The sequence below is a fragment of the Psychrobacter maritimus genome (assembly GCF_029953575.1).
Lineage (GTDB): Bacteria > Pseudomonadota > Gammaproteobacteria > Pseudomonadales > Moraxellaceae > Psychrobacter > Psychrobacter maritimus.
In genome coordinates this window covers 2296485-2312927 of record NZ_CP124526.1, presented here as the reverse complement: position 1 = coordinate 2312927, position 16443 = coordinate 2296485, and the positions used below count along the sequence as shown (strand labels likewise).

Genomic DNA, 16443 nt, shown 5'->3' with positions numbered 1-16443 from the left:
AGGTTTTTTTAAACAAATAGCGCTAAAAAAATAGCAGCTAATACACCATTATCAATGCTGCGCCGTCCAATCAAGCATCGCATCTAATACGGGTCTAGCAGTATAAGCGTTGAGTGCTTGGTCGCTATTAATCAATCCGACCGCTACATAATCCTGTCCAGATAAGCCTTTAACATAGCCTGCCATCGAGGTGACGTTATTTAACGTGCCGGTTTTTATCCAAGCACGACCGATGGCTTGCGACTCAGGCAAGCGCTCACTATGAGCACTAATCGTACCACTGACGCCAGCGATACCTAATGAGCTTACATAAGCATCAAAGCTTGGTTGCTCATAAGCGTAGGTTAATAGCTCGCTTAAATTTTCGGCACTGATGGTACAGTCGCGGCAGAGCCCTGAGCCATTGGTTAAATGCGGCGGCGGCGTAGTGAGCTTGGTTTGCCACCAATGATTAATCGCTTGTAGCGCTTGCGAATAATCAGTCGCTGGTGGCCGACCAAATCGATATAAGCTCGTTGCTTGCTGATGAATGACTTTATCTTTATCAGTGCTTTCTTGATTAACGTCTACTTTATTAACGCCCGCTTTATTAGCGTTTACTTTATCGCTGCCAGCTTTATTAATGCTAGTGCTATTAATACCATTTCTATTAATACCGGCGTTGTCATAAGCGCCAATAGAGAGCGCCACTTGCTCAGTCATTACATTATTAGAGAAGTGATTGATATCATAAATCTGCTGAGTAAGGTTTAAAGAGGGATAACTGACAATAGGTAACGGCGATATCGCGATAGCGGCCAGACCGCGTGGCGACTTACCTTCTTTAATATTTTTATTAGAAAGGTAAGGTTTTTCTTGGCTGATGACTTTACCCGTTAAGGTATTGCCAAGCGTTTGCCATTTAGAAGTAATGACGCGGGCGGCGAAATCTTTGGCATCAGGATAGGCGACATAAAAAGCATGCTCACCGCAGCTATCGGGCAGATTGGCATTGAGCGTCAGCTGGGTCGGTTGCCACTGCGGCGCTAGACTATAGCGCGCTTGACCGCAGGCAGCTGAGCGTATATTTATCATGCTAGGCAATTGATAGTTTGCCAATTGCGGCGTATAGGTCAGCTGTGCGCGCGTATTATCTAGCGGATAGCTTTGGATACCGATACTGCTAAAGTTAACCAAAAAACCATCAGGGCTGGCGTTATAAGGTCGTAGCGGCGAGTTGTCAAAGGCAGCAGGGTCTTTGCTTACATTTTTAAAGATTGCGCTATCGACGATAATATCGCCGTTAATATGGCGAATACCCGCGGTTTGTATTTTATAAAGCAATTGCTGTAAGCGCTCGTGGGTCATTTTTGGATCGCCACTACCTTGAATAATCAAGTCGCCATAGAGCTTATCGCCGATGATAATGCCCGTATGATAAACGCGGGTATGCCAGACAAAGTCAGCGCCCAAAGTATCTAAAGCAATAAAACTTGGAACCAGTTTCATGGTGCTGGCAGGCGTGCGCGCGATGTCGGCTTGATGGCTTAATAACGGTGAGAAAGAGATTTTAATATTGTTAGTCGTAACGTTACTGCCATTATTTTCACTATTCTGATTAGGCGCTGAAGGTACTGATTGGCCATCATCTGGCAGCAGCGATGGGCTACTCTCTAAACTTTGATAAGTATAAGGGTCGTCGGTATAAGCATGGAGCTGTTTTTCGTGTTGCTTAATCGTCTGCTTCTCGATAGTAATCAACGGGCTTTGATACACCGTTACTTCTTTAGGCTGATTATTTTGAGTTGCTTGTCTTTTGATGCTATCAGGGTCAGCAGAAACATTATCAACACTTAATGATTTTGGCTGGCTATCGATGTGAGAGTTGCTAATACCTTGCTTAGGGCTATTAATCACCTGAATTGGCGCAGGCAAGCGACTGGCATTTTTATCGCCAACTGGGGTAATGACGATACTGATATCGGTAGCGCTTAAGTTTGCTCGGGTGAGCGCCGCTTGAATCGCTTCTGGCAGGGCAGCTTGCGCATATAGTGGCGTCAACATAGCGCTGGCAAATAGTGCTAGCGTGGATAACGTGGCTAGGTACTTAGCAGGCTGATTCAGCGAGCATAACGGCTTAATAAAAGGCGTCAATTTGGCAGTAGTAGTAGGGCGATTATTAGTTTTAGAAGTGGGTAGCATGAGCAGTCTATCATCAGGTGGCAAAAACACCCTATGGTAACATGAGTTGCTATTTTCGCGTAGGTACAGCCTTTGCATAAATGCAGCGTCCGGCTAAAACTTGTAAACAGGCTTAAAGGTAATGGTTTAATAAAATCTGAGTGGTGTTTTATTCAATTGAGAAATGATAGTGCTGAATATTTTTTTCTAAGGGCTTATTAATTGTCAGCCATCAATATTAACGCATATGCAAAAACGCCATCGCAGTCATAATGGCATCATTATAAGCATCATGAATGCCAAGCTCAGGAATCTCATAATGCGCTAAAATTTTGGTTAAATGCTGCGATTGGTTGGGGTCGCCCTGAGCAAGATTGCCCATGCGCCGACTGTATAACAATCGCACATCAATGATATTGTTAGGCAATGTCGTGCCCATATAGCGCTTAACCAAAGGATTCAAAAATCCCGTATCTATCTGCGGGCAAAACCCAACTATGGGTCGATTATCGATAAAGGGCAGCAGTAAAGCGAGCATCTCATCATAGCTCATGCCGTGCTCGACATCAGCAGTACGCAAGCCATGAATCACAATAGTGTCACGGTCAGGCATGACAGGCGGCCGGCAAACCAGATGCAGACCATTGCCCGTATCGATGCTATTGCCATTAATATGAATCGCGGCGACAGACAACAGGTGATGCTTTTTTGGATTAAGTCCCGTCATCTCGCAGTCAATCGCGACCCATTCATTAGCCAAAGGTTTATCAAACATTGATGCCAGCTCAGGGCGCTGCAAATGTGTCTTTTGCCAATGAGAAGATAATTGTTTTAGCCAACTCATTCTATTTTTGCTCCCTTTTTTGTTTACTGGTTGACTGAATGGTTTTGATTGTAATGGTGCTAATTGAATGGTCCTGATTAATCATGGCATACTACTAACCAAATTCCAGCTGGTAATGACGACTGAGCTGACCTTTAAAACTCTTGACCACTGCCAAACACTCTTTTAATAAATCTCGCTCAAGGGCAGATAAAGTTGTCGGATCGACGTGCCGCGCATACTTATCATCTGTCAATAGGGCAACGGACAAACGCTGCGCCATAAAAAACTCTAACGCCTCAAGCAGAGTATCAGCACGCTGTTGGGTCAAGGCGCGCGCTTGTACCAAGGCTTTTAGCCGTCCTTTACTACTGGGCGCATCAAAAATATCGTTTTCTAATGCCAAAGTACGAATACCATGCACCAACGGAAAAATACCGGCTTTTTTAAGGTCAATATCATAAGAGCTAGGTTTACCGCTAAGTAGCGGAACAAACTTTTGCCACCATTGACCGACATCGCCAAATTGTAGAGCAGCTCGGGCGAACTGACGTACAAACATCTGGTCTGATTGGCGGTGAGCGATTTTTAAATGTTCGCGGACATGGGACAGCAGCGACTCATCGCCGCAGACATACTCGCCATCTAATATCGCCGATAAATAAATACTGTGTATTGGGTCGGTATTTCTAAACCATAAGCCAATCTGCGCTTCAAACTGCTTAAGCGGCTGCCGCCACATTGGATTGGTCATCATGATATTACCATCACAAAGCGGATATCCCAATGCGGCTAAATGATTGTTAAAGGTTTCAGCGAAATTGGCTAAATCAGGATGATTATACCCATCACGGATAATCAGCGCATTATCTTGGTCGGTACGCATGATTTGCTCGCCGCGCCCCTCGGAACCCATGACGATAACGCAAGTATTTTTCACTACTTCATCAGGTACGATAAGCTGCCACAGCTTGGTAAAAACTTGCGCGTTAAGCGTTTGTACCATGCGGCTGACGTTACCGATTTTTACCCCATTTTGATGCTGCGCACGAATATAGCGCCCAATAAGCTCAACTGCCGTATCTAAGCTTGGTAAGTCTTTTGCTTTTTCAATCTGAATACTAATCAGCTGTGAATGATGCCCAATATGGGCGAGCATATCGCTTTGCCCCAGTACACCTGCGACTTCACCATTAGCGTCAATCACAGGCAGCCTATGAATACGGTAGCGCGTCATGGTCAATAGCGCATCGCCAATCTCATCATGAGCATCGATAGTACGCAAATTGAAGCTCGCATAACGCTGGCAAGGGGTTGTCGCCGGATTTTGCTGATCGCTCACTGCGCGGCAGATATCGGTATCGGTCAAAATGCCTAACGTACGACCAGAGTAAGCTCTAGGAGTTTGCAAACGGCCATTATCACTGTCTAAGTTACTATTTAAATCGCTATCTAAATCATTATCTAATGTTTGCGCGTGTGCTTGTGTTTTACTTTGGCTTAATTGGTCGAGCGGTCGCACCAACACATGCTTAAGCCCCTCCTTAGTCATAATATGGGCAGCGTCATATAGGCTACTAGTGGCGTCAATGATATGTACCGGCAATAAGCGGACATCAATCACCGGCTGCATCATGATTTGCTGCACTTCTTGTTGCTCATTATAGCCATGGTAGCTAGCGGTACTTAAGCTCTGGCTGCTACGCCGCTGCTGCAATGCTTTTAGGCGTTCGGGTAAATCTTCTGATAATAATTGACGCACCAGATGGTTTTGCGCACTGATTTTATCAATGGTTGCGCCATTGACTTGTAACAGCAGCGTGTCTTCGATAGCTCGAAAATCGTAGGGTGATATCGGGTTTTTACTTGGAGGTTCAGCACGGCTAAGGAGGGCGTTAGTTGGCTCGCTGCTTTTTGGTAAATCACCTTCTATAAGTGATTTTGGTAGTCGCCGACTGTCAAACCAATCGTTGCTATTCAGATGGTCGGTATGATTGCTGCCTAAATAGGACGCGACAAACTCACCATCAAGCAGCTGCTCGATTTGTCCTTTGAGTACCACATAAAAGTATTGCAAATCGTCGGCAGGCAAGTACTCATCTTTAGCAAGATAACGAATTTGGGTATTTTTTTTGATACTTTGGCGTTCAGCCGCGCTCAATACATCAAAGGGCGGCTGGGTAAAATCAAGATGGGGCATGGCATCATCCTTGATGGCATATTTAACAAAAAATTTAATAAGAAAGGTTTTACAGTTTTACTGATACTAAATAAATAAAGAAACTGAGTAGTGTTATTTTTACTATAGCATTGTTTGGTAAACAGCATAGCAAGAAACCGCCAATAACCATGAGAATATTGTGGTTATTGGCGGTTTCTTGGTAGTATGGTAATAATTATCAGTGGTTCTAGCGTTTAAATCGTCTTTCGACAAGCTTTTAAGCCTGTTCTTAATATGAGCTTTTAAGCGCCAAGCAATTGACGAATGCGACTGATGGCTTCGCGGCTTTCTTCAACGCTGGCAACCAAGGCAATGCGCACATAACCTTGTCCTGGATTTTCCCCATTGACCTCACGTGACAAGTAACGCCCAGCCAGCGCGTGAATATTTGCTTGCTCATACAAGGCTTTGACAAAGATTTCGTCATCGCCATCAAACTGCTCAGGTACTTTTATCCAGAAGTAAAAACCTGCTTCTGGCATGCGTAAATCAAGTAATTCGCCGAGCTCCGACATCCATAAGGCAAATTTTTCTTGATAGAGTGCTCGATTATGCGCCACGTGCTTTTCATCTTCCCAAGCGGCTATAGAGGCGAGCTGATGCGGTATCGGCATCGCGCAGCCTTGATAAGTGCGATATTGCAGATAAGGCTGCAAAATATTGGCATCACCCGCTACAAAGCCTGAGCGTAGACCGGGCAAGTTTGAACGCTTAGATAAAGAGTGAAATACCACGCAGTTTTTAAAGTCATGACGACCGAGTGCCGCGCAAGCTTGCAATAGGCCAATCGGCGCGCTATCAAAATACAGCTCGCTATAACACTCGTCACTGGCAATGATAAAACCGTATTGGTCCGATAAACGCAATAGGTACTCCCAATCGTCCATGGTCATCACTGAGCCAGTTGGATTGTTCGGGCTACAGACAAACAATAACTGCGTGCGCTTCCAGACGTCTTTTGGTACAGCGCGGTAGTTACCTTTAAAATCATTATCAATGGTGCAAGGCATAAAGTACGGCGTCGCTTGCGCCAATATCGCCGCGCCCTCGTATATCTGATAAAACGGATTGGGCATCACAACCGTAGGTGGTTGCGCAGATTCCGGCGTTTTTTTACTGGCTGACTGATTAGAAATGCCTTCGGATAACTCGGTTGATGTATGGTCAATCACCGCTTGCACCAAGCTAAAAATCGCCTCGCGCGTGCCCATGACGGGCAATACTTGGCTATGGGGATCGAGATGATTTAAAAAGAAGCGCTTCTCTAGCCAATGGGCGATGGTTTGGCGCAGCTCGAACAGCCCATTAGTGGTTGGATATTGGCCTATTTTGTCCAAGTTTTCGCGTAGTACGTCCAACACAAAGGCGGGTGGCTCATGTTTTGGCTCGCCAATACCCAGCTTAATTTCACTGTGGTTATGGGCTGGCGTACTGTTGGCAAGTAAAGTCGCCATCTTAGCGAACGGGTAAGGATGCAGAGTCGTTAAGTTGTGATTCATAAGTAGGCTAACTATAATGGACAATTAATAATAAAGTTATAAAGAAAAATTACATTTGAGCAGTGTAGCACTTCTCTTATTTTTTGTCTTTTTCTTCTCATGCTTATCATTGTCCATCAAAAGTAACCTCTTCAAGCGATTTAGATAGGCGCTTTTTGAAAGACAGCGAGTAATGACAATAAGTTTTAACAACGAGTTTTAACAATGAGTTTTGAGTCTAGCCAATTTTCATCATGCTGTTAAGCATCGATAAGATTGAGCAGGTGTAACTTATTAACCAAGCAAAAAATAACTGTATGCATCAACGACAGATTATTTTAAGGATACTTTGATATGTCTAGTGTTTTACAAACTGATGAGCGCAGCGCTAAAGATATCAATGACAAAGGTTTTGATGGGAATCAGCGTGCCGAGCTGTACGCGCAATTAAAACAACGCGAGCACAATTGGTGGCAAGCGCGGCAGCAGCTGACACTATTAAAAGAACGGCAGATGTTTTGGTTCGGTGACAACAGCCTAATGATGTGGCTGCTTTGGCAATTGGTCAGCTATGTTATTGTGGCGATGGTACTGATGCTGCTAAGCAAGCTGTTAGATATCGCGCTGCCTTTATGGCAGTATATGAGTTTTTTTGTGGTACATACGCTAATCTTTATCGTTATGCTGGGCTTTAAAGGTCGTATTGCCACTCATTTACAGCATAAGATCAATCAAGCCGATGTCTTGCGTGAAGAAGCGCTTAACGAGATGACCATTTTGGCAGCTGACACGCTTTTTACGGATGTACATGCAAAAGCACCGATTTCTTTACAACAAATCTATGAGTACTACGATGCTGAATTTCATTTAGCCAGTTTGCATCGCTTGCTACAAAGAGAGGTGGATGCTGGACGATTGATGCTTGGGCAGCAGGTAGAAGCTGAGATTTTGCCGTTGGAGCTTGCCGATGAGGAGCTCAAAGAATTAGCAAGCGAGATGGTCTATAAAAGCGTGTTATAGAGATATGCTATCTATAAAATAGTTGATTGGATAATCTGCTTTAAAATATATGGGGCTGTCCTAGATAAGTAAAATAATCTAGGATAGTCATATGAGAAAGAGTAGATTAAGTTGGTACAAACAAACTAAGCTTATCGAACTATTTGTTGCCGGTTCTACCGCAAGAACAGCAGCAAGCTTAGTGGGTGTTAATAAAACAACAGCCAGCTATTACTTTCACAGGCTAAGACTATTGATTTATGAAAATAGTCAGGAGCCAGGCCTTCTAGAAGGCGAAATAGAAGTTGATGAGAGCTACTTTGGCGGCAGACGCAAAGGCAAACGTGGTCGCGGTGCTGGTAACAAAGTTCCTGTTTTTGGACTGCTTAAGCGCAATGGTAGCGTCTATGCTTGTATCATCCCTAATGCCAGAGCTGATACCTTAATCCCTATTATAAGAGAGAAAGTAAAGCCTGATAGTATCGTTTACACAGACTCCTTTAGAAGTTATAGTAAAAGAAACAAAAATCCGCTACAGTATATAATATGGCATACTCAAAAGACTACCGACAACTGATCCTCAATAAGCTTGCAGAAGGCTATAGCATTCGACAACTTGCAGAGGAATATCAAATTAGCACCAACACTATTCAGCGTTGGAAAAAATTTCCTGAGCGTAAAAAACGTCAGTTTACCCCAACTAAAATAGACGATGCATTACTGAGAGCGGATGTAGAGGCTTATCCTGATGACTATCAGCACGAACGAGCTCGGCGTTTTAATTGTACTCAAAGAGCGATAGGCATTGCATTAAAACGAATCGGCATCACTCAAAAAAAAGAGCTTAACTCATCCAAAAGCAGATGATAAAAAACGTTTAATATTTCTTGAAAAGTTAGCGCAATTTGAGTTTGATGATAAGCCTATTATCTATCTTGATGAAAGTGGCTTTAAGTCTCATGAGAACAGGCCTTACGGTTACTCTAATAGAGGTAAAAAATGCTTTGGACAATACAACTGGCAGCTTAAAAACCAAACCAATGCGATAGGTGCTATTTACAATAATCAGCTGTTCGCTGTTGGACTTTATGATCGCAGTGTCAATAGTGATGTATTTCATAGCTGGGTTGAACAACTGCTGCTACCAAGCTTACCGAAAGACAGTGTAATCGTTATGGATAATGCAACCTTCCATAAGCGCAAAGACACAACTGAACTTATAGAAGATGCAGGGCACACTATTTTATGGCTGCCACCTTACAGTCCTGATTTGAATCCTATCGAGCAAATGTGGGCTTGGGTCAAACAAAAACGTAAAGAGTGGCGGCTAGATTGCGTTGACACACTGTTCTTTTATTTCTTATGGCTGTGTGGCGATTTATAAGTTCTTTGACTATACAACGCACTTGATGTCAGTGAGTTTACCCATTACCGCATTAACCATTCAAAAGAGTTTGTACAAGACAGTAATCATATTAACGGAATAGAGAACTTTTGGAGTCAAGCAAAGCGTCATATGCGTAAATATAATGGCATCCCAAAAGAGCATTTCCATCTGTTTTTAAAGGAATGTGAGTGGCGTTTTAACTACAGTGATCCGAAACGTCAATTACGTCAGCTAAAACAATGGGTTAAAAAGGAACTGAACTAGTTATCTAGGACAGCCCCAAATATATATATCCTCTTTATATGAACGAGGTTTTATCTTATAAAAAAACGCTTGATAGTTAATAGCTATCAAGCGTTTTTTGTCAGTGTTTAACAGTTAGGCTTTTACCTTGTTAACGATAAATATTTAAGCTCAAATAAAACATAAATAAAGCACCTAAATATAAGCGCTTCAAAACAAAATCGACACCTAAAGAGTGATGTGCGACTGGTTAAATTTTTCTTGCTTGCTGTTATCACAGAGGCTACGAAAAATTCATCCCAGTCGCACTGTCGCGGCTTTAAAATGAATATCCTAGATACATTAAGCCTCGTTGCGAATGCTAAGACTTTCTATCAATGTCGCTTTTAACGTCTCAAGCTTATCAGCCGATAATGCCAAATCGTCTTGATCACTGATATAAAACATATCTTCGGCACGCTCGCCTAACGTGGTAATACGGGCGGCATGCACCTCAATCTTTTGTTGTAAAAACACTTGTCCGACGCGGGCAAGTAAGCCTGGTTGATCAAGGGTTTCTAAACTCATGATATGCTGATTTGAAGCTTCATTAAACTCAAAGTTAATCGTCGTTGCTACATCAAAGTGACGCAGCTGACGCGGAATCTTACGATGCGTCAGCTTAGGAACGGTCGGATTTTTAAAGGCATCGATTAAGCGCTGTTTAAGTTCTTGTTGGCTGTCGATATCGACCAATAACGTGCCGCTACGATCGAGCAATACATATGAATCCAAAGCAAAATCACGGGTGGCGGTAATAATACGCGCATCCAATACATCTAGATTCATCTGATCAAAGACTGCCATAGTAACGGCAAATAAATTGACCTGATCTTGGGTATAAACAAAAACTTGCACCGCATCCAGCGCCAGCTCACGATGCTCGCGCAATACCACCAGTGGCGTGCTATCGGCATCAGAGGCGCGACCAAGGGGTGGATGGTTTAAGATAGCTTCGGTATGCCATAAGATATCTTCTGCAATCTCGCGCAAGAAATACTCATCGCCCAAGTCATCCCACAGCCTTAAGACTTCATCGCGATTCATATGCTGATTGTCAACATTATCAAGCATGGCCAGCGCCTGTTTGCGTGTGGCACTAATCATATCTTGGCGGTTGGTCGGCGCGTCGATATCGGCGCGTAAGATGCGCCTAGTTTGTGAATACAACTGTTTCATCAAGGTCGCGCGCCAGCTGTTCCAAAGCTGTGGATTGGTGGCATTCATATCAGCAACTGTCAGAACATAAAGATGGTTTAGGTGGGTAACGTTACCGACTAAATCTGCAAACAGCGTCACCACTTCTGGGTCTGAGATGTCCTTTTTCTGTGCCGTCATCGACATCAATAGATGATAGCGGGTCAGCCAGCCGACCAAATGCGCGTCTGCGGTACTCATGCCGTGAGCAAGACAAAACTCAATTGATTCCGTTTCGCCAAGCAAGCTATGGTTGCCGCCACGACCTTTGGCGATATCATGGAACATCGCCGCCAATACCAAAATCTCTTTGCGCTCGATACGTTGGAAAATAGAGCTGACCAGTGGAAATTCTTCAGAAAAGCGCGGATCGGTAAAGCGGTGCAAAATACGAATTAAAAATAAAGTATGGGCATCGACCGTATAGCGGTGAAACAAGTCGTACTGCATCAGCCCTGTTACTTGGGCAAAAGCAGGAATGTAGCTGCCCAAAACGCCATAACGATTCATGGTGCGCAGACGATGAAATAGGTAGTTTTGCTCTTTTAAATTGGCTAAAAAAAGCGCTTGATGCGTCGGGTTGTCTCTATAAACCTGATCGATACCGCGAGCCGCTATTTTTAGCGCGCGCAGGGTATGGGTACGGACATTTTTGATGCCGTACTGACCCATGAGTAAAAACATCTCTAAAATTGACTCTGGGTGCTGGGCAAATACCCGATGATGTGACATCGCGATTTGTTCACCGACTTGATTGAAGCGGGCGTTGATAGGATGTTTTTTTGGCCGCTCTTCATCCGGTAATTGCGGCTCTATAATCGTCTCATAATAATGATTGGTCAGCATCTCAGACAATGTCGATATCTGCATGGCGCAGCGATAATAATCACGCATAAAGCGCTCAACGGCAGCATTAGGCTGATCATCGGGCTGCGTCTCGTAACCCATTAACTGGGCAATTTCACGCTGATAATCAAACAACAGCTTGTTTTCATTGCGACCGGTCAGCTCATGTAAATAATGACGTATTTGCCATAAATAGCCTTCGGCGAAGTTAAGCTCATCAAACTCTTTTTCCGTTAAAAAGTTTTGTTGTACCAAGTCATAAAGCTTACTGACCCGAAAGTAGCGCTTGGTCACCCAACCGATAATATGAATATCACGCAGACCGCCGGGCGCGGTTTTGATATTGGGCTCAAGATTATACTCGGTAGCATTGTGCTGTAAGTAACGCGATTTTGCTTCAGCGATTTTTACCTCATAAAAATCACGTGGTGACCACTGTGTATTGACGATTTTATGGGGTACTTCTTGCAGCTCCTCATTGCCGATTAATAGCCGTGCTTCTAATAGGGTGCTCGCAATAGTATGGTCTTGTGCCGCTTCCAAGCATTCACTAACGCTGCGTACGGATAGGGCAGGCTCAAGCCCGATATCCCATAGGAGCGCGACTAAATTATCAATTTTCTCACTGCTATCAGCCGTAATCTCATTTGGCGTTAGCAGTAAAATATCGACATCGGAATATAATGACAGCTCACCACGTCCATAGCCGCCGGTGGCAAACAATGCCAAGTCAGTCTTATCAAGCTCAAACCAGTTAAATAAAGCAATCAGTAAATCGTCGATGACGCAGGATCGCGCCGTGACCAATTGGCGAATATTGACGCCGCGTTCGAGCGCGCGGCTGATATCGTCATTGATTTGCACTAGCCATTCAGGAAGCGCGGCTATTGCTATATCCGTTGCATGAACGGCGTTGCTTCTCTCGCTGTCATCTACTAGCGGTGAAACAGTTGCCACGCTATCGGCTGAGAGTGTCGCGCTATTAGTTGAGAGTAAAGGCATGGGCGTTAAATCAATGGCCGCGACATCACAATTAAACATGAGTGTTATCCAGTTAAAAATTTGCAAATGAGGGTACTAAAACGAACGTGCTACTGAGAGTATTAACAGTGCTGTCATCAAACTTAGCACTAAAGTTATTATTAAAACTACTATTAAAATTATCAAAATAAAAATCAATAAGCAGCATGGTCAATATGCCTGAATTATAAGGCAAAAAAAAGACCGCCTAGGCGATCTTTTATGATATTACTGGGTCAAAAAGCTTAAGTCTTCTTCGGGGCGAGTGGTAAATACCTCACAGCCATTGTCTGTCACCACCATGGTATGTTCCCACTGCGCTGACAGCTTACGGTCTTTGGTGATAGCCGTCCATTCGTCCGGTAAAATCTTGGTCTGCCACGTACCTTGGTTAATCATCGGCTCAATGGTAAAAGTCATGCCAGTTTTTAGCTCAAAACCCGTGCCTTTTTTACCATAGTGCATGACTTGTGGCTCGTGGTGGAATTCATTACTGATACCGTGTCCACAGAACTCGCGCACAATACTAAAGCGTTCCGGTTCGACCACTTCTTGGATAGCCGCACCGACATCGCCCAAGCGTGCGCCGTTTTTGACCACACTCATACCAGCATAAAGGGCTTCTTGCGCCACTTTGCAAATACGCTGCGCCATGATTGAGCCATTGCCGACAATCCACATTTTTGAGGTATCGCCATAATAGCCGTCTTTAATGACCGTGACATCGATATTGATGATATCGCCATCTTTTAGCAGCTTGTTGTCGGTTGGAATACCGTGACAAACCACGTGGTTGACCGAGGTGCAGATAGATTTTGGGAAGCCATTATAGTTAAGGGGCGCAGGAATCGCTTCTTGTACATTAACAATATAATCATGGGCGATTTGGTTTAATGCTTCGGTGCTGATGCCCACTCTGACGTGTTCGTCGAGCATTACAAGGACATCACTGGCAAGTTTACCAGCCACGCGCATTTTTTCTATGGCTTCAGGAGATTGGATAAGGGATTTTTTAGTCATCATGGTCGTACTTATATTTATAGAATTTGGGTTGTCAATTATACCATAAATGTAGTAGGCACTGTTTTGCAAAGTGCTTAGCGAGTTTGTACGTATCTACCAAATCAGTGCAATATACTGATACCAATCGTCTCAGCGCATTTATATGCATATACGTGACTATAAAGTCATTGAAATAGGCTTTAGACATAAAAAAGCGGTTGAATGTTGCAGATTATAGAAGTATTGTAATTTTGTTTGCTAAATGAATTGGCAACGGTTTTTAGCGCTTGGTGCAGGATGCAATAACTGAGCGCTAAAAAATAAGCACGATAAAAACCTCTTTAAACCCCCGTTTTTACAATAACAAGGATGTTGTTATGACTCTCAAAGACCGTTTTCGCGCGCCGCTCACGCCACGTGCACTTTTACCATCATTAGGTGCCGCGGGCTCTATTGCCGCTGGTGTGCTGCTGATGACCCTGCAAACCACCTCCGCCCAAGCAGCTGGACAGTATTATAACTGCGCCAATCCAACGGGCTGTAAACTGGTCAGTAGCAAGTATTTTACCTCAAGCCATACCGATACCAAATATCCTGTCGTAATGGCGCATGGGCTTGGCGGCTGGACGAAGCTGTTTGGCGTGCTTGACTACTTTTATGGCATTCCTGAAACCTTGATGGCAGGTGGCAGTGAGGTTTATAGCACTAAGACCTCCGCTGTTAATAACAGTGAAGTGCGCGGTGAGCAATTGCTACAACAAATCAAAACCATTACAGCGATTTCAGGTAAACCCAAAGTAAATTTATTTGGTCACAGTATGGGCGGTATCGATATTCGTTATGTCGCTGGTGTGGCGCCTAATTACGTTGCCTCTGTGACCGCGGTTTCAAGTCCCGAGCAAGGCTCAAAAATGGCCGACTGGGTTATTAAGCAAGTCGTGGAAGGTAGCGCGAATAGTGGCTATGCTGAAGGTGAATTTAACGTAGGCTCTCAGATTGCTTTAGGCTTCTTTAAGTTCGTTGGTGGTTTTATGGACGTCGGCTCAGGTATCAGCTTTAAAGAGATACAAGAGCAAGATGGCTGGGAGGCGGTAACGGCGCTATCTACTGCATCTTCGGCGAAGTTTAATGCCAAGTTTCCAGCCGCTATGCCTAGCAGTTATTGTGGTCAACCTACCAATACTGAAGTCAACGGTATCAAGTACTACTCTTTTAGCGGTATCGGTCAAGTGACCAATGGCTTAGATCCCAGTGATTATCTCTTAGCATTGACTGGCACCACCTTTGATGGCGAGAGCAATGATGGCTTGGTTTCTGCTTGCTCTAGCCGTTTAGGCTACGTGATTCGTGATGACTATGAAATGAACCATTTAGATTCATCAAATCAAGTATTAGGCTTGACGGCATGGGGACAGCCAGACCCTAAAACCTTGTATCGCGATCAGGTTAACCGCCTGAAAAAAGCCAACTTATAAAGCTATTTTTTAAAGCTTGTTTTAGAGCTCATTTATAAGTTAGCAAATTAACCGCTTTTAAATAAAAGGGTCAGTTCATAGTGACCCTTTTATTTTATCCCATTTTATGGATAGTAACTTCCTATATAAACCGCTTAATTAAATAAGATATTCTCGTTATGTCACATAATCGCCGTGTACCATTTTTGCCCGTTATCATCGCTGTCATAGTCGTTTTAGTAGGAGCGATTATTTGGTGGTTTAAGCCGAATAATTCTAGTAATGCTTATTCTGAAGCGCAGTCTACAGCACTGGACAATCAAACAAGTGCCAGCTTTACAGACGAAGCAAATGTTAATAATGGCATTGACACATTATCCAAGCAAAGCAGTAGCCAATTTACGACAGGTCTTGAGAATCTACCGCGCTCCTTACAAGGGACGGATGTAGATGGTGAGATTATCATTGATGAAAATAAGCAGTTGGTCGTTACTGAAGGCTTAAGGCGCTTATTTGATTATTTCTTATCGGCGCTAGGCGAAGAAGAGGAAGCCGTCATTTATGCTCGTGTGGAAAGCTATATCCGAAGTCACACGCCAGAACCAGCGGCAAGCCAAGCGGTGACGATATTTGACCAATATGTGGCCTATCTTAAAGCGATTCCTACTATAGAAAACCGTTATGGCAATCTACAATTACAAGCGACAAAAACTGGCGATCTGGATTTAAATATGGTCGCACAGCAAAAACAAGACGTCGCCAAATTGCGCCAACAGCATTTTGATAAAGAGACCATTAAAGCCTTCTTTGGGGCAGAAGATGAGTATGATGATTACAGTCTTGCGATGGTCAAAATCAACCAGGACAAGCAGCTATCTGACGCGCAAAAAGAAGCGGCCAGACAGGATTATATTAGCCGTATGCCAGACAACGCGATTAAAACCAATATCGCTCAGCAAGCCAATCTTAATGAGCTAATTACTCGTACAGAACAGATGCAAGCCAAGGGCGCAACGGCTGAAGAATTATATAATATGCGTCGTGAGTTGGTTGGCGCACCAGCAGCAGCAAGGCTTGCGCAAGTGGATCAACAAGACGCTGACTTTGATCAACGTTTTAAGCAGTATCAAACACAAAAACAGCAGCTGTTAAGTCAAAATGCAGATAAAGTACAAGCGCAAACCCAAATCAATCAAATAGAGCAGCAATTATTTAATGAGACAGAACGCAAACGCTTAGCAGGATATGCGGCTTTACAAAAGCAAAAGGCAGCTGCTTTAAATTCTAGTGTCAATTCCAATCCTAATTAATTTAATGCTTGATTAAGCTCGATAAAGGCTTGGCTTCGAAATGAACTATTGGTTAAAGCGTTAGCAGGTAATACTTGTTCATACAAGGTGCGTTAGCAAAAAAACCATATAGTGGAACAAATATCGCGGTAATCGATACCCAATCTATAATGACAGTCAGCTATCATTTGTGCACAATAGCGCCATTGTTTAGGTTAATGAAGAAGACAATAAATTAATCATAATAAAAATGCATACTTAAAATAAAAGATAATGACTACTTTT

The 16443-nt window shown here is 43.5% G+C and carries 11 protein-coding genes and 2 pseudogenes; 7 read left to right on the top strand and 6 right to left on the bottom strand.

Translation table 11 applies throughout. From position 1 onward, the window contains the following. Positions 1-51 precede the first annotated feature (51 nt). The 4 genes from QJS82_RS09855 to dapC all read right to left on the bottom strand — a co-directional run bounded on the left by QJS82_RS09855 (position 52) and on the right by dapC (position 6703). Positions 52-2181, bottom strand: coding sequence for a D-alanyl-D-alanine carboxypeptidase/D-alanyl-D-alanine-endopeptidase (locus QJS82_RS09855; RefSeq protein ID WP_281490354.1), 2130 nt, complete (start codon positions 2179-2181; stop codon positions 52-54). Positions 2182-2398: 217 nt separating this feature from the next. Beyond that, positions 2399-3004 (bottom strand): 3'-5' exonuclease, encoded by a 606-nt coding sequence (locus QJS82_RS09850; RefSeq protein ID WP_281490353.1) that lies wholly within the window; start codon positions 3002-3004, stop codon positions 2399-2401. 94 nt (positions 3005-3098) lie between these two features. Beyond that, a complete protein-coding gene (locus tag QJS82_RS09845) occupies positions 3099-5183 on the bottom strand; it encodes a DUF294 nucleotidyltransferase-like domain-containing protein (protein ID WP_281490352.1) in 2085 nt (694 codons plus the stop codon). Between the two features lie 263 nt (positions 5184-5446). Continuing rightward, the gene (dapC, locus tag QJS82_RS09840; protein WP_281490351.1) at positions 5447-6703 is read right to left on the bottom strand and encodes a succinyldiaminopimelate transaminase; all 1257 of its coding nucleotides are present in this window, start codon (positions 6701-6703) and stop codon (positions 5447-5449) included. Positions 6704-7036: 333 nt separating this feature from the next. Here dapC and QJS82_RS09835 point away from each other — a divergent pair, with 333 nt between their 5' ends. The 5 genes and pseudogenes from QJS82_RS09835 to QJS82_RS09815 all read left to right on the top strand — a co-directional run. Next, positions 7037-7702, top strand: a complete 666-nt coding sequence (locus tag QJS82_RS09835) for a hypothetical protein (RefSeq protein ID WP_281490350.1) — start codon at positions 7037-7039, stop codon at positions 7700-7702. A 91-nt stretch (positions 7703-7793) separates the two neighbouring features. Beyond that, positions 7794-8192, top strand: a pseudogene (locus tag QJS82_RS09830) (IS1595 family transposase); the annotation flags it as partial. A gap of 35 nt (positions 8193-8227) precedes the next feature. Continuing rightward, positions 8228-8548 carry an IS630 transposase-related protein gene (locus QJS82_RS09825; protein WP_025651424.1) on the top strand — a complete coding sequence of 107 codons (321 nt, stop codon included), beginning with the start codon at positions 8228-8230 and terminating at the stop codon, positions 8546-8548. Between the two features lie 13 nt (positions 8549-8561). Further along, complete coding sequence (locus QJS82_RS09820) at positions 8562-9065, top strand: IS630 family transposase (protein ID WP_068407314.1); 504 nt, start codon at positions 8562-8564, stop codon at positions 9063-9065. A 12-nt stretch (positions 9066-9077) separates the two neighbouring features. Continuing rightward, positions 9078-9332: pseudogene (locus QJS82_RS09815) on the top strand (transposase); the annotation flags it as partial. Between the two features lie 321 nt (positions 9333-9653). Here the strand turns inward: QJS82_RS09815 and glnD are convergent. Beyond that, positions 9654-12434, bottom strand: a complete 2781-nt coding sequence (glnD, locus tag QJS82_RS09810) for a [protein-PII] uridylyltransferase (RefSeq protein ID WP_281490349.1) — start codon at positions 12432-12434, stop codon at positions 9654-9656. A 207-nt stretch (positions 12435-12641) separates the two neighbouring features. Next, positions 12642-13433 (bottom strand): type I methionyl aminopeptidase, encoded by a 792-nt coding sequence (gene map, locus QJS82_RS09805; protein WP_372830273.1) that lies wholly within the window; start codon positions 13431-13433, stop codon positions 12642-12644. A 359-nt stretch (positions 13434-13792) separates the two neighbouring features. Between map and QJS82_RS09800 the strand changes: the two genes are divergently transcribed. Next, positions 13793-14890: an esterase/lipase family protein gene (locus QJS82_RS09800; RefSeq protein ID WP_281490348.1), complete on the top strand. Its 1098-nt coding sequence runs from the start codon at positions 13793-13795 to the stop codon at positions 14888-14890. Positions 14891-15048: 158 nt separating this feature from the next. Next, positions 15049-16179, top strand: coding sequence for a lipase secretion chaperone (locus QJS82_RS09795; RefSeq protein WP_281490347.1), 1131 nt, complete (start codon positions 15049-15051; stop codon positions 16177-16179). Positions 16180-16443 lie beyond the last annotated feature (264 nt).

Excerpts from the sequence above, each read along its gene's own strand:
- QJS82_RS09855 (WP_281490354.1), bottom strand. The coding sequence starts at position 2,181 with ATGCTACCCACTTCTAAAACTAATAATCGCCCTACTACTACTGCCAAA.
- QJS82_RS09850 (WP_281490353.1), bottom strand. The coding sequence starts at position 3,004 with ATGAGTTGGCTAAAACAATTATCTTCTCATTGGCAAAAGACACATTTG.
- QJS82_RS09845 (WP_281490352.1), bottom strand. The coding sequence starts at position 5,183 with ATGCCCCATCTTGATTTTACCCAGCCGCCCTTTGATGTATTGAGCGCG.
- dapC (WP_281490351.1), bottom strand. The coding sequence starts at position 6,703 with ATGAATCACAACTTAACGACTCTGCATCCTTACCCGTTCGCTAAGATG.
- QJS82_RS09835 (WP_281490350.1), top strand. The coding sequence starts at position 7,037 with ATGTCTAGTGTTTTACAAACTGATGAGCGCAGCGCTAAAGATATCAAT.
- QJS82_RS09825 (WP_025651424.1), top strand. The coding sequence starts at position 8,228 with ATGGCATACTCAAAAGACTACCGACAACTGATCCTCAATAAGCTTGCA.
- glnD (WP_281490349.1), bottom strand. The coding sequence starts at position 12,434 with ATGTTTAATTGTGATGTCGCGGCCATTGATTTAACGCCCATGCCTTTA.
- map (WP_372830273.1), bottom strand. The coding sequence starts at position 13,433 with ATGACTAAAAAATCCCTTATCCAATCTCCTGAAGCCATAGAAAAAATG.
- QJS82_RS09800 (WP_281490348.1), top strand. The coding sequence starts at position 13,793 with ATGACTCTCAAAGACCGTTTTCGCGCGCCGCTCACGCCACGTGCACTT.
- QJS82_RS09795 (WP_281490347.1), top strand. The coding sequence starts at position 15,049 with ATGTCACATAATCGCCGTGTACCATTTTTGCCCGTTATCATCGCTGTC.